This window comes from Microbacterium sp. IO18, from assembly GCF_049099505.1.
Lineage (GTDB): Bacteria > Actinomycetota > Actinomycetes > Actinomycetales > Microbacteriaceae > Microbacterium > Microbacterium aurugineum.
The window spans coordinates 917919-938521 of sequence record NZ_JBMJAF010000001.1 but is presented as its reverse complement, the minus strand read 5'-3'; the positions used below and the strand labels follow the sequence as shown (position 1 = coordinate 938521).

18 protein-coding genes are annotated in these 20603 nt (G+C 69.7%); 11 read left to right on the top strand and 7 right to left on the bottom strand.

The window, feature by feature from the left end; translation table 11 throughout:
- Nucleotides 1-35: 35 nt before the first annotated feature.
- The gene (gene galE, locus ACLF6J_RS04605) at nt 36-1025 is read left to right on the top strand and encodes a UDP-glucose 4-epimerase GalE (protein ID WP_134353457.1); all 990 of its coding nucleotides are present in this window, start codon (nt 36-38) and stop codon (nt 1023-1025) included.
- 34 nt (nt 1026-1059) lie between these two features.
- Here the strand turns inward: galE and ACLF6J_RS04600 are convergent, their stop codons facing one another.
- Nucleotides 1060-2358 carry an O-antigen ligase family protein gene (locus ACLF6J_RS04600; RefSeq protein WP_134353458.1) on the bottom strand — a complete coding sequence of 433 codons (1299 nt, stop codon included), beginning with the start codon at nt 2356-2358 and terminating at the stop codon, nt 1060-1062.
- The gene (locus tag ACLF6J_RS04595; protein WP_134353459.1) at nt 2355-3770 is read right to left on the bottom strand and encodes an O-antigen ligase family protein; all 1416 of its coding nucleotides are present in this window, start codon (nt 3768-3770) and stop codon (nt 2355-2357) included. The genes ACLF6J_RS04600 and ACLF6J_RS04595 overlap by 4 nt, the downstream gene beginning before the upstream one ends.
- Nucleotides 3771-3837: 67 nt before the next feature.
- Here ACLF6J_RS04595 and manA point away from each other — a divergent pair, with 67 nt between their 5' ends.
- The 4 genes from manA (at nt 3838) to ACLF6J_RS04575 (ending at nt 9966) form a co-directional block, all read left to right on the top strand.
- On the top strand, nt 3838-4974 hold the full coding sequence (gene manA, locus ACLF6J_RS04590) for a mannose-6-phosphate isomerase, class I (RefSeq protein ID WP_134353460.1): 1137 nt from the start codon (nt 3838-3840) through the stop codon (nt 4972-4974).
- 155 nt (nt 4975-5129) lie between these two features.
- Nucleotides 5130-5450, top strand: coding sequence for a WhiB family transcriptional regulator (locus tag ACLF6J_RS04585; protein WP_081997016.1), 321 nt, complete (start codon nt 5130-5132; stop codon nt 5448-5450).
- Between the two features lie 92 nt (nt 5451-5542).
- Complete coding sequence (locus tag ACLF6J_RS04580; protein ID WP_134353461.1) at nt 5543-8587, top strand: glycosyltransferase; 3045 nt, start codon at nt 5543-5545, stop codon at nt 8585-8587.
- Nucleotides 8584-9966 (top strand): DUF5719 family protein, encoded by a 1383-nt coding sequence (locus ACLF6J_RS04575; RefSeq protein WP_134353462.1) that lies wholly within the window; start codon nt 8584-8586, stop codon nt 9964-9966. The genes ACLF6J_RS04580 and ACLF6J_RS04575 overlap by 4 nt, the downstream gene beginning before the upstream one ends.
- 17 nt (nt 9967-9983) lie before the next feature.
- On the opposite strand, the gene ACLF6J_RS04570 is transcribed toward ACLF6J_RS04575, so the two are convergent.
- Nucleotides 9984-10412, bottom strand: a complete 429-nt coding sequence (locus ACLF6J_RS04570) for a hypothetical protein (RefSeq protein WP_244093626.1) — start codon at nt 10410-10412, stop codon at nt 9984-9986.
- Nucleotides 10413-10490: 78 nt separating this feature from the next.
- Here ACLF6J_RS04570 and ACLF6J_RS04565 point away from each other — a divergent pair, with 78 nt between their 5' ends.
- The 5 genes from ACLF6J_RS04565 (at nt 10491) to ahcY (ending at nt 15193) form a co-directional block, all read left to right on the top strand.
- The gene (locus ACLF6J_RS04565) at nt 10491-10697 is read left to right on the top strand and encodes a DUF3499 family protein (RefSeq protein WP_047523011.1); all 207 of its coding nucleotides are present in this window, start codon (nt 10491-10493) and stop codon (nt 10695-10697) included.
- A 108-nt stretch (nt 10698-10805) separates the two neighbouring features.
- Nucleotides 10806-11732: an efflux RND transporter periplasmic adaptor subunit gene (locus ACLF6J_RS04560; protein ID WP_134353463.1), complete on the top strand. Its 927-nt coding sequence runs from the start codon at nt 10806-10808 to the stop codon at nt 11730-11732.
- Entirely contained in the window at nt 11729-12493 is a 765-nt protein-coding gene (locus ACLF6J_RS04555; RefSeq protein WP_134353464.1) for an ABC transporter ATP-binding protein, read from the top strand. The genes ACLF6J_RS04560 and ACLF6J_RS04555 overlap by 4 nt, the downstream gene beginning before the upstream one ends.
- Nucleotides 12490-13704 carry an ABC transporter permease gene (locus ACLF6J_RS04550; protein WP_134353465.1) on the top strand — a complete coding sequence of 405 codons (1215 nt, stop codon included), beginning with the start codon at nt 12490-12492 and terminating at the stop codon, nt 13702-13704. The genes ACLF6J_RS04555 and ACLF6J_RS04550 overlap by 4 nt, the downstream gene beginning before the upstream one ends.
- Nucleotides 13705-13747: 43 nt before the next feature.
- Entirely contained in the window at nt 13748-15193 is a 1446-nt protein-coding gene (gene ahcY / locus ACLF6J_RS04545; protein ID WP_134353466.1) for an adenosylhomocysteinase, read from the top strand.
- 52 nt (nt 15194-15245) lie between these two features.
- Here ahcY and ACLF6J_RS04540 read toward each other — a convergent pair whose 3' ends face one another.
- Nucleotides 15246-16055, bottom strand: a complete 810-nt coding sequence (locus ACLF6J_RS04540; protein ID WP_131491981.1) for an RDD family protein — start codon at nt 16053-16055, stop codon at nt 15246-15248.
- Nucleotides 16056-16071: 16 nt separating this feature from the next.
- Between ACLF6J_RS04540 and ACLF6J_RS04535 the strand changes: the two genes are divergently transcribed.
- The gene (locus tag ACLF6J_RS04535) at nt 16072-17064 is read left to right on the top strand and encodes a stage II sporulation protein M (RefSeq protein WP_134353990.1); all 993 of its coding nucleotides are present in this window, start codon (nt 16072-16074) and stop codon (nt 17062-17064) included.
- 29 nt (nt 17065-17093) lie between these two features.
- Here ACLF6J_RS04535 and ACLF6J_RS04530 read toward each other — a convergent pair whose 3' ends face one another.
- The 3 genes from ACLF6J_RS04530 to ACLF6J_RS04520 form a co-directional block, all read right to left on the bottom strand.
- Nucleotides 17094-18401, bottom strand: coding sequence for a DUF58 domain-containing protein (locus tag ACLF6J_RS04530; protein WP_421076834.1), 1308 nt, complete (start codon nt 18399-18401; stop codon nt 17094-17096).
- A complete protein-coding gene (locus ACLF6J_RS04525; RefSeq protein WP_227992070.1) occupies nt 18402-19325 on the bottom strand; it encodes an AAA family ATPase in 924 nt (307 codons plus the stop codon).
- 96 nt (nt 19326-19421) lie between these two features.
- On the bottom strand, nt 19422-20603 hold the full coding sequence (locus tag ACLF6J_RS04520; RefSeq protein ID WP_134353468.1) for a DUF4350 domain-containing protein: 1182 nt from the start codon (nt 20601-20603) through the stop codon (nt 19422-19424).

The window sequence follows — 20603 nt, the reverse complement described above, 5'->3', positions numbered from 1 at the left end:
CCGGGCCTGCAGATGTACTGAGTAGACTGACCGCGATGAAGGTATTGATCACCGGCGGCGCCGGCTACATTGGCTCAACCATCGCGACGGCGTGCATCGAAGCCGGCCTCGACGTGGTCCTCCTCGATGACCTCTCCCGCGGGCTCCGGTCCTTCGGGGAGGGGCGCGACCTGTACGTCGGCGACATCGCCGACGTCGCCGTGGTCGACCGACTTCTGGCCGATCACCCCGACATCGATGCGGTCATCCACTGCGCCGCACGCATCGTCGTCCCGGAATCCGTCGCCGACCCGCTCGGGTACTACGAGGCGAATGTCGGGAAGACGATCGTGCTTCTCCAGCGCTTGCGGGACGCGGGCATCCCTCGCATCGTGTTCAGCTCCTCGGCGGCCGTGTACGCCGGTGAGGGAGGCGACGGCGTGGATGAGGCCGGCCGACTGGCGCCGGCGAGCCCGTACGCCACGAGCAAGGCGATGGTCGAGCAGATTCTCGACGATGCAGCGAACGCCGGCGACTTCCGCGCGATCGCGCTGCGGTACTTCAACCCGATCGGGGCCGACCCGCAGTTGCGCACCGGCCTGCAGAATCCGACTCCTTCGCACGCGCTGGGAAAGATCATGCAGGCCAGCGCGTCCGGAGAGCCCTTCACGATCACCGGAACCGACTGGGCCACGCGCGACGGCTCGGGTCTCCGCGACTACATCCACGTCTGGGATCTCGCTCTGGCGCACGTCGCGGCTGTTCAGAAGTTCGACGATGTCGCCACCCACGATGAGCCGTACCAGGTGATCAACCTCGGCACCGGCGACGGTGTGACGGTCCGAGAGCTCGTGGCCGCGTTCGAACGCGTCATCGGTGAACCTCTCGCGGTGATCGAGACCGATCGCCGCCCAGGAGATCAGGCGGGTGCATTCGCGATCGTCGACCGTGCGGCCGAGGTGCTGGACTGGCGTGCAGAGCGCTCGGTCGACGATGGTGTGCGCGACGCGATCGCCTGGGCCGAGAAGCTGCGCTCGCTGAGCTGAGCGCCGCGGCGCCCTCAGTAACGCCTGTGGGCGGTTACTCCTGCGGGCGGAGCGTCGGGATCGCGCCCGTGTGCACAGCGTCGATGTTCTCGCGCCAGGACCGCGATTGTCCGGCGCGCAACGCGCAGAGCACCAGCATGAACCACCCGGCGCCGACCAGCGTGAAGCTCTCGAACATCGAGTCGACGGCCAACGTGACCAGCATGATCGGCGTCCAGGCGTAGACGACGGATCGTCGCACGCTGGCGACCAGCCAGGAGCGGATCAGCGCGACGCCGCCCAGCAACAGGAAGAGCACCAGACCGGCCGCGCCGAGCTGGAGCAGCACATCGAAGAACGCGTTCAGTGCGCTCTGGTGATGGTCGTCGAGCTGGAAGTTGATGAAGGTGAACGGGTATTCGCCACGGGCCCACTCACCGAACCATCCCCACCCGTTGATCGGTCTGACGGCGACGAAGTCGAGGATCGTGTTCCACAGAGACGCGCGGATCGAGAAGTCCGATCCGGCGTCCAGCAGCGCGATGATCTGGTGGCGCAGCGCGAACGCGATCGTGAGCGTCAGGGTCACGAGGATGCCGAGGACGAGCTGCACGATGTTGCGCCGCGCGGGTGACGTGTGTCGCACGATCGTCAGCGCGAGCGTGACGGTGCCCACGGCGACGGCGAGAACGAGCACGGTCGGCGATGCCGAGAGGAAGGCCAGGGAACCGGCGAGGCCGATCGAGACCACGGCGAGCGGCGGGTTCACGGACTGTGTGCGCCACTCGATGACGAACGTGATGAGGGCGATGACCGCGATGAACCCGAGCATGTTGCGGCTGCCGAACAGGCCCTGGATCGGACCGCCTTCCGCCAGGTTTCCCTGGATGGCGAGGAAGGTGAACGGGAGATCGAGGAGGATGCCGGACAGGATCTCGAGTCCCAGCGAGACGGCGAGGAGGGCGCGCAGGGTGTCGCCGATCGCGCGAACGGTCTGGAGGGTGTCACGGATGTGGCCGATCGTGATCGCGAGGAACGCGTAACCGAACAGCGACATCCAGCCGAACAGCGTGTCCGAGCGGTCCGTCGTCCACACCAGGCTCACCAGAGCCCAGCCGAGGAAGGCGATGAGCGACGATGGGGCGATCCGGAGGAGGGACAGCTCATCCCGTCGGACCCACAGGATCGCCGCGCCCAGGAAGCAGAGCACCGTGATGATGGTGGCCAGCGTGACCTTCGACGTCATCCGCTCGATCGCGTACGAGGCGAAGACCGTGGTCAGAGTGGCGAGGGCGAAGGCGCGAGCCAGCTCGACCGATCCGAGCAGCCGCACCAGGGGGCGCGACGACGTCACGGAACCCGCCGTTGCCGTGCACCGCGCTCGAACACGAGGTCGCGCTCGCCGACCCCGACCAGCGGGACCGACTTCAGCTTGAACGACAGGAGCACCACGAGCATCCAGCCCCACAGCATGATCGGTGTCGACTCAGCGAACCCCTGGACGAGGAGGACCACGGTGAACAGGCTGGGCAACAGCGTCAGCGGAGAGAAGGGGCGCGCGGAATCGAGGTCCCACCGGGGGCGATCGACGGCGAAGAACCAGGAGCGCCACAACAGGCTCAGGTACGCCACGCCCATCAGGATGACGCCGACGACGCCGAGCTGGAACAGGACATCGAGCCACATGTTGTGCGCGTGGAAGACGGTGATGCCGTGATCGGTGATCCAGTGATCGAACGACGGGTCGGTGGGGATCCAGGGGCTGGAGAAGCCGTTGCCGAGAATCGGGTGCTCGCGGACCCGCTCCAGGACCTTCGCCCAGATCAGATCGGAGCGCCCGGTGAGATCGGAGGTGCGGCCGACGAGTCCGAGGAGTGGCTCTCGGAGCAGCCAGACCACGGCCGCGGCCAGAGCCGTCCCGCCGATGGCGACGACGTAGATGCGCGTTCGTGCGCCGGGAGTGCGGGCGCGACGCATGAGGAGTGCGACCACGAGGACGACCGCGGTCGCGGCTGCGCAGATGAAGGCGGTCACGGAGGACGTGCGCAACAGGAAGTATGCCGCGAGGAGCATCCAGAGTGCGAGCGTGGTGCGCCAGCGCGCGCGGGCGACGAACAGCACCCCGAAAGTGATGATCGAGAACAGCGAGATGATCGCCAGCACGTTCGCATTGCCGACGATCCCCTGGATCCTGCCGCCGTCGAAGAGGTTGTCGCGCACCCAGTAGAGCTGCGGGTCGATCCGGCCGTCCGGCAGCGTCGCGAAATTCGGCAGGAGCGGACCGTGCAGGACGAGTGAGACCCACAGCTCGAGGGCGAGCGAGAGGCCGAGGATCCACTTGAACGCGGAGGAGAGGGCCCGCACGATCTCATGCCAGGTGAGCACGTGCGCGATGAAGAGGCCGTTGACGGTCACCGCGGCGAGGAGGAACCAGGTGATCAGAGTCGGCCCCCGCCATTGCGACCAGGCGACGGACAGGAGGGCGAACGCCGTGTAACCGATCGCCGTCCAGGGCAGGCGCCGCCAGCGGAACGGCTGCGGGTGATTGCGGGCCAGCATCGGGACGCCGATGGCCAGCGTCGCGAGTGTGAAGGCGACGAGAGTGGCACCGGCCCCCTCCATGCCGACGAGGTTGTACACCGCGGTGTGCGCGAACGTCACGATCAGCACGAGGATCACGTAGCCGCGCAGCATCAGATGCCCCGTCGACTCGCGCTCCGGCGGTGTCGGCGGGGCTGCCACCGGGTGCTTGGTGTACTGGGCCATCGCGTTCAGGCTACCGCGCCGCGCTCGGCGCGTCGCTGAACGCCGCAGTGCACCCTACGCTGGGACCATGCTGCTGAGCCTCACGAATGCTCCCCGCGACTACGCGTGGGGATCCGACTCCCTCCTCGCCGGACTCGAAGGGCGCACGCCGACAGGCGCGCCGGAGGCCGAGGTCTGGTTCGGGGACCACCCCGGGGATCCGTCCGATGTCGCCGGAGGGGGAACCCTCGATCAGGTCACCGGGGGGACCCTGCCGTACCTGCTCAAGCTCCTCGCAGCCGGGCGTCCGCTGTCGATCCAGGTGCACCCGACGATCGCGCAGGCACGCGCGGGCTGGGAGCGCGAGAGCGAACTCGCCGCGGACGATCCGCGGCGCAACTACCGGGACGACAACCACAAGCCCGAGCTCATCGTCGCCCTCAGCGAGCGGTTCGAGTCGCTGAGCGGTCTTCGTCCGGTCGACGAGACACTCGCGCTGCTGGGGCTGCTCGACGACAGCGAGGGCGTCGTTCAGCTGCGCGACCGACTCGGCGCCGGCGACGATTCCCTTCGGGACACGATCGGCTGGCTGCTCGGGGGCGGAGCGAACGCTGCGGTCGACGACATCATCTCGGCCGTCGTGGCCGCGTCCGTGCGTGGAGACGGTGACACGGGGGAGTGGGGGACGACGCTCCGTGCCATCGCGAGCGTCGCCGAGAACTATCCGGGGGATCCGGGCGTCGTGGTCGCGCTGCTCATGAACCACGTCGTCCTGCGACGCGGCGAGGCGGTGTTCCTGCGCGCCGGTCTGCTCCACGCGTACCTGTCCGGACTCGGGGTGGAGATCATGGCGGCGAGCGACAACGTGCTGCGGGGCGGGCTCACCCCGAAACGCATCGATGTCCCCGAACTGCTCGCGATCCTCGACGCGACTCCCGGTGAGGTTCCGGTGCTGCGCCCCCACGGTGACGGCGGGGTCACGGCTTATCCGGTTCCGGTGCCCGACTTCGCGCTCACGAGGATCGAGCTCGACGGTACCCCCGTCGCCCTAGACGTGTCCGGGCCGACGATGGTGCTCGCGACGGGCGGGCAGGTCGCCGTCGCTTCTGCGGACGGCGAGCGAATCGACGTCGTGGTCGGTGCAGCGGCGTTCGCGAGTGCCGACGAAGACACCCTCACCGTTTCCGGCGTCGGCGAGGTCTTCATCGCGAGCCCCGGGCGCTGAGCAGACCCGACCGCGCGACACGCCGATCGACCCTCAAGAACCTTAAAGAGCCGCTTGAGGGTTTACGATCCGCGACTTGACCGGAGCGAATGACACGGGTGTAATTAGTCATGAGCACGGCCCGCCGGGGGGCGGAGACAGGGTTGGAGATCGAGATGACGGGATACCGTTCCGACGTACCGGAGAACTGGTTCGTCGATCCGATCAACCTCGGTGTTCCCGGGGTTCGACGGACCGAAGCATCCGACGATGACAACGCCCTCGCCTGGCAGAGCGACGCACTCTGCTCGCAGACGGACCCGGAGGCGTTCTTCCCTGAGAAGGGTGGATCCACCAGGGACGCCAAGCGCATCTGCACGACGTGCGACGTCCGCAGCGAGTGCCTCGAGTACGCGCTCAACAACGACGAGCGCTTCGGCATCTGGGGCGGTCTCTCGGAGCGCGAACGCCGCAAGCTCAAGCGCCGCGCCAGCTGATCGTCCGCATCGTCTCCGCGTGGCACGGCTTCGCGGGCGCGCCGCACGGGCTGCTCCAGCGCCGCCAGACCCGCGCATAGGCTGACGAGGACATGCCAGCCCGAGTTCACGCCATCATCGTCGCGCGCCCCGGATCCGCCTCCCGCGCGCAGCTCCTCCGCACTCTCGACGCCGTGCGATCCCAGACCGCACCCGCGGACGCCGTGACGCTCGTCGTCTGCGGGGATTCGTCTTCGATGCGGGAGAGCGAAGCGGTCGCCGCGACGGTCGAGGGCATCATCGAGGCACGCGCCAGCACCTCCTTCGCCGAGGCGGTCGACCTCGCTCGGCCGCGGGTGCTCGACGGCTCAGCGATCTGGTTGCTCGCCCAGGACACGGCCCCGCATCCGCGCGCACTGGAGCGTCTTCGCGGAACGCTGGAACGCTCGCCCTCCGCGGCGATCATCGCGCCCAAGCTCGTCGCGACCGACAACGACCGCGAGATCGTCTCCCTCGGGGTGACGATGACGGCTCTCGGCCGCTCGGTCGAGCTCGCGGCCGGCGAACTCGACCAGGGCCAGCACGATCGCATGGATGACGCTCTCGGGTCGGATGTGCGGGGCATCCTCATCCGTGGCGAAGTCCGCGATGCTCTGCGTCTCGACCCCGCTCTCGCCGGCGCCGATGAGGGACTCGACCTCGGGGTGCGGGCACGCCTCGGCGGCGGACGCGTCGTACTCGCACCGAGCGCACGAATCTCGGCTGCTCCCGGCGGTCCTGCGGCGCTGCCGTCCGGGCGGTCGCGCCGGGCGTACGTCACGCGGCTCGCCCAATTGCATCGACGCCTGGCCTACGCTCCCGCCGCGGCGGTGCCGCTGCACTGGCTGAGCCTGCTTCCGCTCGCGCTGTGGCGCTCCCTCACCCACCTCATCGGCAAGCGGCCCGAGGCCGTGCTCCCTGAATGGGGGGCAGCGCTCACCGCGATGATCCGCCTCGGAGCGATCGCGCGATCGAGGTCGCGCATCCGCGCCTTCCGAACGTCGACGTGGGCGAGCATCGCGCCGCTGCGCATCACCTCCTCGGATCTGCGTCGGCACCTCGACGACGGGCATGGCAGCGAGGGTGGCGCGGTCAGCGAACTGCGCTTCTTCTCCGGAGGGGGAGCGTGGGCCGTGCTCGGGGCGCTCGTCGTCAGCATCGCCTCGTTCACCACCCTCCTGGCGTGGCCGGCACTCGGCGGCGGCGGACTGCTCCCGCTCCGTCAGACCGTCGCCGCGCTGTGGAGCGACGCGGCCTGGGGCCTTCGGGGCACCGCCGTCGACCTCATCGGACCTGCCGATCCGTTCGCAGCGATCGTGGCGGTGCTCGGCACCCTGTGGCCTGCTGGTCCGTCGTTCGCGATGGTGCTCCTGTGGATGCTCGCCCTCCCACTCGCCGTCCTCGGGGGATGGTTCGCCGCGACTCGGGTGACCGACCGGTCGGGCTTGCGCATCTTCGCCGGCGTCGCCTGGGCGCTCACCCCTCCGTTCCTCACGGCGCTCGTCGAGGGGCGTCCGAGCGCCGTCCTCGTACATCTCCTCCTTCCCTGGCTCTTCCACACCGCCGTGGTCGCCCACCGATCGTGGGGAGCCGCCGGCAGCGCGTCGCTGCTGCTCGCGGCCGTCCTCGCGTGCGCGCCCTCGCTGGCGCCCGCGCTGGTCCTGCTGTGGGTCATGGCGCTCGGCATCGTGCTCGGCACGGCGCAGTTCCGGGGGGCCGCGCGTCTGCTCTGGCTGCCGGTGCCGACGGTGGCGCTGTTCGCCCCCCTCGTCTTCTGGCAGTTCGCGCACGGGACGCCGTGGGGTGTCCTGGGCGACCCGGGGCTGATCTGGGCGGGCTCGCAGGCCTCAGCCGACGCCGCGGGGAGGTTGGCCCTCGCGATGGGCTTCCCGACCACGGACCTCGCCGGGTGGGCATCGTTCGCGCCCGAAGCGGTCACGCTCTGGGTCTGGGTCCTCTGTGCCCCGACCGCCCTCCTCGCTCTGGGTTCCGCCCTGGCGCCGCGGTGGCGGGCGGGGATCACGCTTCTCGTCGTCGCGGTCACCGGCCTCGCCACCGCCTTCTTCGCCGTGGGCGTCACCGTGAGCTTCGACCAGGGCGCTGGAGTGGCGATCTGGCCGGGGGCAGGCCTCAGCCTGGCCTGGATCGGGGTGCTCGGCGCTGCGCTCGTCACGCTGGACACGGCCATCACGGCGCCGCGCCTGCGAGGTGTCGCAGCGACCGTCGCGGCCCTGTCCCTGGCGGTCTGCGCGGTCCCGGCGCTCACGGCTTTCCACACGGATCGCTCCCTCCTCACGAACGGTCCAGAATCCACTCTGCCCGCCTACGTCGCAGCCCAGGCAGCGGGTGATCGCGACGTCGCGACGCTCGTCCTCACCCCGAAGAACGACGGCGGACTCGCGGTCGAGGTCGTCCGGGGGGCGAGCAAGACCTTGGGGTCGCAGACGACCATGACCTCGACGGCGACGGAACCGCAGGGGGCGGACGTCTCCACCCTCGCGGTGGACCTGCTGTCCGCTCGCGAGTTCGATGCGCCGGGTGAGCTGGCGGTGAAGGGGATCAGCTACGTGCTGGTCGCTCAGGGCGCCGGCAGCGACGGAGACAAGGCGCGTGCCCTCCGTGCCATGGCCATCGCCTCGATCGATCAGCGGCCCGGGCTCGTGCATGCGGGCCGCACGGATCGCGGGGTGCTCTGGCGGCTGGAGGCGGAGGCTGCGGCCTCTCCTGCCCTCAGCGCCGCTCAGCAGGGGACGGTCAGGCTCGTCCTCACGCTCCAGCTGATGGCGGTGCTCGCCGCATTGCTGTTGTCGATCCCCACGCGCGCCTCGCGCCGCGCGGCGCGCGCGCAGTCCCGGATCGTCGGGCGCGCTCCGGATGAGCCTCTGGTGCTTCCGCGGCATGCGGAGGACCGGCACGATCTCGAGGAGCAGCCCCCGGTCGGCGCTCTCGAGGAGCCGCAGGATGCCGCTGCCCTGAACGACGAGGCGCTGGTGCCGATCGCTGAACCTGAGCCCGACCCCGAGCCGAGCGGCGATGAGGCTGCCGCAGCGGACGACGCGTCCCCACCGGCAGGCGCTGATGAGGACGGCCCCGACAGGTCCGTGGAGGGAGACCGATGAGCCGCTCACGCGCAATCCGCGTCGCCGCCACCAGTGCGCGCCTGGTCACGGGAGGCGTGGTCATCGTCGCCTGTGTGGCAGGGGTCGCTGCGGCGGTGCATGCGCCCTGGCCGAGCATCAGCCACGACGCGGCCCAGATGCAGGTTACGCCCCTTCCCGGCGACAGCGTGCTCGTCTGCAACGGGGACCTCCGCGCGCTCGGTCGCGACGCGATCGATCCGCTCAGCATGTCGTCCGCCGCGCGGCCGAGCGTGACCCTCGGCGGAACTGCGGGAGACCCTGCGTCCGAGGGTCTCGCCGTGAAAGATGTGCCGGATGCCGGCGAGGTCCGCGTACTGACCGGCACTGTGGAAGGACGCACCGCTCCGTTGATCGCCGCCGCCGAGTCGGTCAGCATCGCGACGGAGGATCTCGCCGGATACGCGGCCGCCCCCTGCGGTGTTCCGAAGCTGGACTCGTGGCTCGTGGGCGGCAGCACCGCGACCGGCACCGAAGACATCGTGATCCTGACGAACGCGGCCGAGGTGCCGTCGACCGTCACGCTCTCGGTCTATGGAGAGACGAGGAGCGCGCGCACCGTGATCGTGCCCGCTCGCACGCAGACCGCGCTCCCACTGACGTCGATCGCGGCGGGGAACACCACGCCGGTGGTTCGCGTCGGGGCAGTGGGGGCACCCGTCCGTGCCGTCCTCCAATCCTCCCTCGTGCAGGTCCTCGACCCGGCGGGTATCGATCTGCAGGACGCCGTCGCGGGCCCGCAGGAGAACCTCGTGCTGGCCGGGGTCCAAGTCTTCGCATCCGCAGGGGACGATGCCGAGATGGCCGTCCTCCGAGTGCTGTCACCGGGAGTGGATGCTCGGGTGCAGGTCCGGGTGCGGGCCGAGGGATCGTCCGCCGTGGTCGATGAGTTCTCGGTCCCCGTCGAAGCCGACCTGCCCGCGCAGGTCGCGCTCACCGGCCTGGCACCGGGTTCGTACACGGTCGACGTCGTTTCGGACGCTCCGGTCGTGGCCGCGCTCCGGGAGCAGGACGGCTTCGGTCGCGACTCCGACTTCGCCTGGATCACCCCGGCGCCGGAGATCGAGGGCGATGTCCTGTTCGCCGTGCCGTCGGGGCCGGCGCCCCGGGTCCAGCTCGCGAACACGTCGGATCAGGATGTGACGGTGACCCTCGAGACGTCGGACGGGGGTCTGCCCGAGGAGATGGTCATCGCCGCAGGCGAGTCGCTCGGCGTGGAAGTCGATCCCGGCGCCACCTACCGGATGAGGACGGACGGCTCGATTCGCGCCGCCGTGACCCTCACCGCCCCGGGAGCGATCGCCGTGTCACCTGTGCAGGCCAGCGCCGGCGTGGAGAAGGCGATAACGGTCTACCCCTGATCTCCCGCGGGGAAAGGTCAGTGCTCGTGGCCCAGATCCCACGGCTCGCGACCGACGTACTCGGCGGCGGCCCGGAATACGGCGCTCTCGATCGCCATCCGCCGATGCGGCGCGTCGTCGTGACCCGGGGGAAGCAACCGTTCGATGGGCAGGCGGAACAGCACGATGCGTCGGTTCTCACGGTCGAGGTACCAGCGTGGAACCTCGTCGGTCGCGTCGAAACCCGGGATCGCCCCGATCTCGAATCGCACCTCCTGCAGCTCCGGCCAGGTTCCACGGAGGAACTCGACCGCCGTGCCGACCGTGAGGTCGAAGCGGTCCAGGCGTCCGTCGAGGGGCGCGAGGGGAGGTCGTACGACCTCGCTGCGGCCCAGACGTCCGTGACGTCCGTGCCGGGCACCGCGCCGAGGGGCGGCGGAGGCGTGGGCAGTGCGACGACGGGGCATGACGAAAGTCTAGGTGGTGTCCGCGTCTGCGGCGCGGCATCCCGAGCGTCGACGGACGGCAGCCGTACGCTGGCGGAGATGGACGGACGACTGTGCTCGAAGGTCGGCTGCGTGCGAGAAGCCGTGGCCACCCTCACCTATGACTATGGCGACCAGATGGCGGCGCTCGGACCGCTCGGTGCCGCGAACGACCCTCAGGCCCACGACCTCTGCTCGCCGCACGCGGATCGACTCTCAGTCCCGGCCGGCTGGCTCGTCGTCCGCCACGAAGCCCTCCGCGTCTGACGGCGCCCGTCCGGGCCGGACACGCGGTGTCCGCCGCCCCAGGAGAACGCTTGCGCCTGGATACGCTGTCCCGAGGCGTGCCAGGGCGGCGCAGCCGGAAAGGCACTCGTGATCGTCTGGCGTCGCTGGATCTTCCCCCTGCTTCTCGTCGTGGTCTTCGGTGCGTGCGCCGCCGCGCTCGTCAAGATCGCCTTCTTCCCCGACCGGGCCGAGACCATCGTCAGCCCTGATGCCGGGATCACCGACCCGATCGTCGCCGTGGAACGTGGTTCGGTCGTCAATGCTCTGACCCTGACCGGCAACATCGCTCGCGACGAGAGCTTCGGGGTGCGCAGCGAACTCGACGGGACGGTCACGGCCGTCCACGTGAGCGAAGGCGCGGCGGTGAGCGCCGGTCAGAAGCTCTTCACCGTTCGTCAGGAGTATCCCCGGAAGGACATCGACGTGCTCGCCCCCGAAGCCGGCGACGTGTCGGAGATCGCTCTCGTGAAGGGGCAGATGACGTCCGTCGGTACCGAGACGTACAAGCTCACGCCCGCGCGCTACCACCTGCTGGCGACCGTCGACCCGGTCCAGCTGTACCGTCTCGTGAACGCGCCGAGCGAGGCCACGATCACCATCACGGGCGGACCGGCCCCGTTCGCGTGCACCGGCGTGCGCGTCCAGGTCTCGGCAGAGGGGACAGCCAGCGTGCGGTGCGCCATCCCGAAGGACCAGACGGTCTTCGCCGGGCTTCCCGCAACCTTGGACCTCGCGCTCGGCCAGGTCGACGACGCACTCGTGGTCCCGGTCACCGCGGTGCAGGGCGGTGCCGGATCAGGCACGGTCTGGGTCGACGCGGCTGACGGCTCCGAGCCGGAGGAGCGCACGGTGACGCTCGGGGTCAATGACGGGGTGATCGTCGAGGTCACGGAGGGACTGGCGGAAGGCGACAGCATCCGCGAGTTCGTGCCCGGTTTCGTCGCCCCCGTCGAGGAGTTCTGCTACGAAGTGTCGCCGGGGGTCGAACAGTGCGACAGCGGGATGAGCTGGTGAGCCTCGTCGCTCTCGACGACGTCGCGAAGAGCGTTCTGCTCCCGGACGACTCGCGGCTCGAGATCCTTCGCGGCATCACCGTGGAAGTCGGCGCCGGGGACCACGTGTCGATCGTCGGGCGCTCGGGGTCCGGCAAGTCGACGCTGCTCAACATCCTCGGGATGCTGGATGCGCCGACCTCCGGTTCCGTCTCCTTCGAAGGGCGTGAAGTGCGCCGGATGCGGTCGGGACGCCTCGACCGGCTGCGTGGCGACAACGTGGGCTTCGTCTTCCAGCAGTTCAATCTGCTCCCCGGGCGCACCGCGCTCGACAACGTGACGATGCCTCTCGGACATGCGAAGGGCCGGATGTTCTGGAACCGCAGACAGATCGCCGCGGACATGCTCGAGCGTGTCGGCCTCGGCCATCGCGTCGACCAGATCGCCGACAAGCTCTCCGGGGGTGAACAGCAGCGGGTCGCGATCGCCAGGGCGCTGGTGCGGAAGCCCGTCCTGATCCTCGCGGATGAGCCGACGGGCGCCCTCGACATCGATACCGGGGCCTCCGTGATGTCCCTTCTCGACGAGGTGGCCACCGAGACCGATGCGGCGCTCGTCACCATCACGCACGACCTGCACGTCGCCGCGCGCGCACGCAGGCACTACCGCCTGGACGCCGGACGCCTGGAACCGGTGGACCTGGGCCGCGCCTTCGAGGCCTCGACGCTCGCGGCGTCCGTGCCCTCGGAGGGGACACCCGCGGTGGCGGAGTCCGTCTCGTGACCGGGTTCCTCGGCGCGCTCTCCGACGCCTGGGCGGAGATCCGCGTCCACAAGCTGCGTGTGCTGCTGAGCCTGATCGGCATCGCCGTCTCGGTCGGCGCGCTCACCGCGGTCGTGGCGATCTCGGAGTACCAGCGCCAGTTCCAGGCGGAGCAGTCCGACCGGTGGGGCGGACGCGCCGCGACCATCGCCGTCTCGGCGAGCACGGCCGACGGCACGCCGATCGACGCCGACGAATTCGACGATCGCTTCACCCGGGTGTCCGAGCGGTTCGGTTTCAGTCACACCACGCGGATCGCGCAGGGCGTCATGCTGGATGTGCATCTTCCCGAGGGCATCACCCCGGTCCCCGCGCGCATCATGGACCCGGCATTCCCGCAGATCCATCGCGAGAAGCTCCTGGAGGGACGCTGGTTCCTCGACTCCGACCTGGAGGCGATGGCACCTCCGGTCGTGATCACGGAGGCGCTCTGGGACCGTCTGGGGAGGGTGCCGCTGTCTCAGCACCCCACCGTCGAGTTCGGCGGCGCGGCAGGCGGCACGTATCAGGTGATCGGCATCGTTCCCCGGCAGGGCTTCGGGGACGAGGAGCTGCGGGTCGATCTGCTGTACGACGACTATCGCGACAGAGTGGACGCTCTGCCCGCGGAAGTCTCGACGCAGTACGAGGTGTGGGTCGGTGTCGATCAAGCCGATCAGATCGGCCCGGTGCTGGCGATGGATCTGCGCGCGGGGCTGCCCGAGGGGCAGACGATCTCGGTGAGTCGCACCGACTGGGCGGCGCAGCCGGGAGCCCTGGACGTCCAGGCGACTTTCGAGATGATCACGGGAGGAATCGCCTCGCTGATCCTCGCCCTCGGTGCTCTCAGCCTGATCAACATCCAGCTCGTGGCGATGCGGCAGCGCGTGCGGGAGATCGGCGTGCGACGCGCCTTCGGCGCCAGTTCGGGCCGGGTCTTCTTCTCGGTCTTCCTCGAGAGCCTCGTCGCGACGACCGTCGCCGGAGTCATCGGGATCGCGATCGTCGTCGCCGTCCTGCGATCGGACTGGATCGTGACCACGATGTTCTACGGGATCCAGGACGTCCCGCCGTTCCCGATGAGGGCGGCGCTGGTCGGACTCATCGCCTCGGTCGTCGTGGGCGCCGTGTCGGGGTTCATCCCCGCGCTCGTCGCGCTACGGGTGAAGGTGATCGACGCGATCCGCTTCTGACACACACGGTCGTGAGGGGCCGACAGGATGGAAGAATGAGCGCATGCCTGAGCTCGAGTACCGTGTGGCCGATCTGTCCCTCGCCGAAGCCGGCCGTCACCAGCTGCGGCTCGCGGAGAACGAGATGCCCGGACTCATGGCACTCCGGGAGGAGTTCGGCGGGGCTCAGCCGCTGAAGGGCGCCAGGATCGCGGGCTCCCTCCACATGACGGTGCAGACCGCGGTCCTCATCGAGACGCTCGTGGCCCTCGGCGCCGAGGTCCGGTGGGCGAGCTGCAACATCTTCTCCACGCAGGACGAGGCGGCCGCCGCCGTCGTCGTGGGCCGCGAAGGCACCGTCGACGCCCCGGCAGGCGTGCCCGTCTTCGCCTGGAAGGGGGAGACCCTCGAGGAGTACTGGGCCTGCACGGCGCGGATCTTCGATTGGTCGTCGAGCGGGTTCGACGGACCCAACCTGATCCTCGACGACGGCGGCGATGCGACTCTGCTCGTGCACAAGGGCGTCGAGTTCGAGAAGGCCGGAGCAGTACCTGCACCGACCGAGACCGATTCACAGGAATACTCGATCATCCTCGACCTCCTGCGCCGCTCCCTCGCGGAGTCGAGCGATCACTGGACGGCGCTCGCCGCAGGGCTGATCGGGGTCACGGAAGAGACCACGACAGGTGTGCATCGTCTCTACGAGCTCGCCGCCTCCGAAGATCTGCTGTTCCCGGCGATCAACGTCAACGACTCGGTGACCAAGAGCAAGTTCGACAACAAGTACGGAATCCGCCACTCCCTCCCCGATGGGCTCAACCGCGCGACCGACGTGCTCATCGGCGGCAAGGTGGCCTTCGTCTGCGGGTACGGCGACGTCGGCAAGGGGGCGGCAGAAGCCCTCCGTGGACAGGGAGCCAGGGTCATCGTCAGTGAAGTCGATCCGATCTGCGCGCTCCAGGCCGCCATGGACGGCTTCCAGGTGGCGCGTCTGCTCGACGTCGCGGGCGAGGTCGACATCGTCGTGACCGGGACCGGCAACCGCGATGTCGTCACGACCGAGCACATGCTGGCGCTGAAGCACCTGGCGATCGTCGCCAACGTCGGGCACTTCGACAACGAGATCGACATGGCGGGTCTGGAAGCCCTCGACGGCGCGGAGAAGATCGAGATCAAGCCGCAGGTCCACGAGTGGCGTCTGCCCCACGGGCGCAGTGTGCTCGTGCTCAGCGAGGGCCGCTTGATGAACCTCGGCAACGCCACCGGCCACCCGTCCTTCGTGATGAGTGCGTCCTTCACGAACCAGGTTCTGGCGCAGCTCGAGCTCTACACGAACATCGAGGCGTACCCGATCGGCGTGTACGTGCTTCCCAAGTCCCTGGACGAGAAGGTGGCCCGCCTCCATCTCGACGCGTTGGGGGTGCAGCTGACCACGCTCAGCGACGCGCAGGCCGCATACATCGGCGTGCCGGTCGAGGGGCCGTACAAGCTCGAGCACTACCGCTACTGACCGCGTCCGTGTCGGCGCTCGTCCGTGTCGGCGCTCGTCCTCCGGGCGGGACTCAGACGCCGACGTGACGTCCGGTGAGCCGTTCGGCGCGGCGGTCGGCGTTCTCCAGCGCTCGGCGCTCCCGTTCGCGGCGCAGCACGGTGATGCCGACGAGAACCTGCTCGGGTGACACGGGCGGCACCGGCGACACGAACGGTGTCGCTTCCGCCAGCAGCTCCTGCGCGACGCGGGCCCGCGCGGCGGGGATCATCCGCGGAGCGCTCACCAGGAACTGCGAGATGCGCCGAGCCAGCCGGTCGGGCATTCGTGCGACGTCGGCGATCTGCGCCCACCCGGCCAGCGCCGGGGGCAGCACGGGGGCGTGCGAGATGAGGGCCGGAGTGCGGACGCGCTGGCTGTAGGTCCCCGCGACGAGGTCGCCCAGCCGCTGGGACCGCGCCGTGAAGGCGCCCGTGAGCACGGCGATGCCGCCGAACGTGATGTAGATCTCCAGCACGCCGATGAGCGCGCGGATGAAGGCATGGCGGAATCCGGCGGCGCCTCCGTCGACGCGGACGATGCGTCCGCCGATCGCGAGCTTGCCCAGACTGCGGCCCTTGAGCGCGACCTCCATGGTGATCGGCAGCACCACGAAGCTGACCACGATCGCCGCGACCGTCGCGATGCGGTCGGTGGCATCGTCGAGCACGCCGGCGTTCAGCAGCCAGATGCGCAGGAAGAGCCACAGTGCGAACACGGCGTATCCGAGGAGCATGTCGATGGCGGCACCGAGCGCGCGCAGCAGGAAGCCGACCGGCTGCACATCGATGGCGACGGCTTCGCCGGAGAGCACCTCGTCGGAGACGTCGATCGGGGTGGACATGAGTACAGTAAATCAGGTGGATGCCGACGCGTTGACCGATGCACGCCGTGCCGAGTGGGAACGGCTCGACGAGCTCAGCCGCGCCCGACTCGACGGCAGTGGAGTGGATGAGCTCATCGTCCGCTACCGCGCCGCGTCGGCCGACCTCGCCGAACTGAAGACCTCGGTCGGAGACTCGCCGCAGGGTGCGTACCTGTCCACGATCCTCGTGAGAGCCCGGCTCCGCCTCACCGGCGCGTCCGACAGCATCCTCACCCAGACGGCACGGTTCTTCCGACTGCAGCTTCCTGCCGCTCTCTACCGCCTGCGATGGACCACTCTGGTGATCGCGGTCGCCTTCATCGCCGTCGCGGTCGGCACAGCCGCATGGATCGCGAGCGACCCGGCGCTGATCGCGACCCTCGGTCCGCCCGACGCCCTCGAGCAGTACGCGGACGAGAGCTTCACGGGCTACTACACCGAGAACGCCGCGGCCACGTTCATGGGCATGGTGTGGACGAACAACGCCTGGATCGCGATGCAGTGCGTGCTGTTCGGCGTCACCGGGATCTGGCCCGTCTACATGCTCGTGCAGAACGCGATGGGGATCGGCACTGCCGGCGCGATCATGGCGGCGCACGACAAGGCCGATCTGATGGTGCTCTACATCCTCCCGCACGGCATGCTCGAGATGACCTGCATCTTCGTCGCCGGCGCCGCGGGGCTGCACATCTTCTGGGCCTGGGTCGCTCCCGGGCACCGCACCCGCGGGGAGGCTCTCGCCGAGGAGGGGAGGGCACTCGCCACGGTCGCGATCGGACTCATCTTCGCGCTGTTCCTGTCGGGGCTCGTCGAGGGCTTCGTGACCGGCTGGGGTCTCCCGTGGCCGGTGAAGATCGGGATCGGTGCGGCCGCGCTCGCGGTGTTCCTGATCTACATGCTCGTCATCGGCGGGCGTGCGCACCGGGCGGGGGAGACCGGCGACCTCGTCGAGTACGAGGCGGGGACTCCGCGGCTCATCTCCGGCTGATCGCTCTCAGCGCACGGGCACGGCACAGGTCAGAGGCGTCCTGCGGCCTTCAGCTCGAGGTAGCGATCCGCGATGCGAGGGGGGAGTTCCTCCGGGTCGGCGGCGATCGCCTCTCCACCGGCTCTGCGGATCGCGTCGGCGACGTTCTCCGCGTCACGGAGGGTGCGTTCGGCCGCGGCGGCGAGATACACCTCTTCCCGGGAACCTCGTTCTCGGGCCAGGGCACCGATGCCATCGTCCGTCACCGAACCGACGAGGACCGTCGTCGCCCGTGACGCCCGGGGGAAGGCCCCGAGGAAGCCGCGCGCCGATTCTGCGGCATCCTGCGCGGTGAGCGCGACGATCAGCGACGGTCGTGTGGTGAGCGAGCGGACCGCGGCGAAGGCACCGTGCCAGTCGGTGTCGACCAGGCGTGCGTGCACCGGGGCCATCGCGTCGGTCATCGCCGGGAGGAGCGCGGTGCCGTCGATTCCGGTCACCCTGCCACGGACGACGCGGTCGTACAGGAGCAGGTGCACGTGATCGCCAGCACGGGAGGCGAGCGCGGCGAGGAGCAGAGCGGCCTCGAGGGAGGCATCGACACGGGTGCCGTCCCCGACTCGGGCAGCGGCTGTGCGGCCCGTGTCGATGATGATGACCACGTGCCTGTCGCGCTCAGGACGCCACGTGCGCAGCATCGTCGTTCCGGCTCGAGCCGTGGCCCGCCAGTCGATCGAGCGCACGTCATCACCCCGTACGTATTCGCGCAGCGAATCGAACTCGGTTCCCTGACCGCGCACCTGGATGCTGGTGTTGCCGTCCAGTTCGCGCAACCGTGCGAGGCGCGAGGGCAGGTGTTTGCGCGAGGAGAAGGCAGGCAGCACCCGGATCGCGCCGCGGACGACGTGTCGCGCTTGTCGGCCGGCGAGGCCGAGCGGGCCGCGCGAGCGGATCATCACGAAGTCGCTCACCAGTTCCCCACGTCGCCGGGGGCGGAGGGTGATCGAGACCCGGGCGCGTTCCCCCTGCGCCACACGCAGGTGCTGGCGTTCGGCGGGAGCGCCGGCCGTGGGCTGCCAGGCGTCGCGGATCACGGCGTTCAGTGTCCTGGTGCCGTGGTTGTGGACGGCGACACTCACCGGGACCTGCTCGCCCAGACGAGCTCGCTGGGGCACCCGGCGGCTCACGGTCACCGATCGGGGGTTCGCAGCGAGTGCGACATCCAGCGCGACCAGCAGCACGCACAGGCCGATCCAGGCCCCGAGGGCGGGGTACGCCGGATAGCCCGCCAGTCCGATGAGGACGAGCGGGAGGACGCCCACGGCGAGGGCGATGGTGAGCCGGCCGGTGATGAACACCTAGATCGGCACCCGGGTCTGCTGCACCACGGAAGTGAGGACCGCATCGGCCGACACGCCTTCCATCTGGGCATCCGGCCGCAACTGGAGCCGGTGGCGCCAGACCGGAACCAGCATGGTCTGCACGTGGTCGGGGGTCACCGCGGAGGAGGCATTGAGCCAAGCCCAGGCTTTGGCAGCCGCGAGCAGTCCCGTCGAGGCGCGGGGGCTGGCACCGAGCTCGACCGAGGGGGACTGGCGTGTCGCGCGCGCGAGGTCGACGACGTAGCCGAGCACGTCGTCGGTGACCTCGACCGCCGCTGCGCGCTCCTGGGCGGCACGGATCTCGTCCGGCGAGACCACCGGATCGATACCCGTCAGCTCGCGGGGGGAGAAGCCGTCGGCGTGGCGGCGCAGCACCGAGAGCTCGGCATCGCGTTCGGGCATGCCGACGACGAGCTTCATCAGGAAGCGGTCCAGCTGTGCCTCGGGCAGTGAGTAGGTGCCCTCGTGCTCGATCGGGTTCTGGGTCGCAGCGACGAGGAACGGATCCGGCAGAGGACGACTGACACCGTCGGCCGACACCTGGCGCTCCTCCATCGCCTCGAGAAGGGCTGCCTGCGTCTTCGGAGGCGTGCGGTTGATCTCGTCCGCGAGCAGGATGTTGGTGAACACGGGGCCGGCCCGGAAATCGAACTCACCGGTGCGCGCGTCGTACACGAGCGAACCGGTGACATCGCCCGGCATGAGGTCTGGCGTGAACTGGACGCGCTTCGTGTCGAGGCCGAGCGCTCGAGCGAAGGACCGGACCACCAGCGTCTTCGCGACCCCGGGCACGCCCTCGAGGAGGACGTGGCCCCGGGCGAGCAGGGACACCAGGAGTCCGGTGACGGTGCCGGCCTGCCCGACGACGGCCTTGTCGACCTCGGTGCGGACCCGATGCATGGCCTGACGAAGCGCGGCGTCGTCGGCGGGGAGATTCTCAACGGTCACGGGGTTCCCTCGGCTTCTCTGGGTGGATGGAAGGGTCGGCTCGTTCGATCATTCGTCATTCCTCGCGCTGCGCGTGCTCGACTCCACTGCGGCCTCGAGGTCGTCGAGCCGTCGTGCGAGATCGATCAGGGCTGTGTCGTCGGTGGGCAGGGGCCCGGCCAGCAGGGCTTGCAGGGTTCCGCGCGGGATCCGAAGCCGGTCGGAGGCCGCGTCGGCGACCTCGTCGGCGCCGGCGTGTGCGGCGAGCCCGAGGCGGCGTGCGAGTCGGCGCTGGGCGCCGTCGCGGAGAGCTTCCGCGGCGTGCGCCGAGTCCGCGGCCCTGGCCGTCAGACGCGCGCGCCCGTGCATCGTCTCGGAGGCGCGGACGGTCACGGGCAGGGTCTCGGCCACCAGCGGGCCGAAGCGCTGACCGCGCCAGACGGCTGCGGCGATCCCCGTGAGGAGCAGCAGGAGGATCACCGGAGTGACCCAGGGCGGTGTCAAGGTTCCGAGCGTGTCGATCGACTCGCCCTCGATGTCGGAGTCCGCGAAACTCGGGACGTACCAGACGACGTGGTCCGTCTGCCCGAGTAGGGCGAGGGCCAGCGCGGCGTTGCCGTTCTCCGCGAGGGAGGCGTTTCCGAAGAGCCTCGAGCCCTCCACGACGATGCGGCGGTCGTCCGTGCGGTCGTCCACGAGTACCGCGGCGCCGTTCGCATCGCCGAAGCAGGGCACCACCCCACTCGTGGGGGAGAAGAGTCTGTCCGCGCGGATCGTCCCCACTCGGGCGAACTCGGCGACATCGCACTCGGCGGACACCGCAGGAAGCGTCCCCGGGGCGTTCTCGCCGATGTCGAGTGCGCTCAGGAGATGGGTGCCTGCGGAGAGGAACACGATGCGGTCCGCCGGTTCCATCAGCGTCTCCAGGGCGTCGTCCGTCAACGTGTACGGATTCGCCATCACGAGGGTCGTGTCGTCGCCGATCGCCGCGCGCGCGGCCGTCCGGGAACGCTCGACGTCGACGTCGACTCCTCGGTCGCGAAGGATCTCGGCGAGGGCGAGCGCGCCCGCGTCGTCCCGGCCCTCCGGATCGAGCGCTCCGCGTGCTCCCGGCGGTGTCACACTGACGCGGAGCGCGACGAAGGCGACGATCAGCACGAGCGCCACCACGATCAGCCAGCCCACGATCGCCTTCGTCTTGCGCGGTCGGTGCTCGGCGGTCGACGGGACCGACGGGGTTTGAGCGGTCAT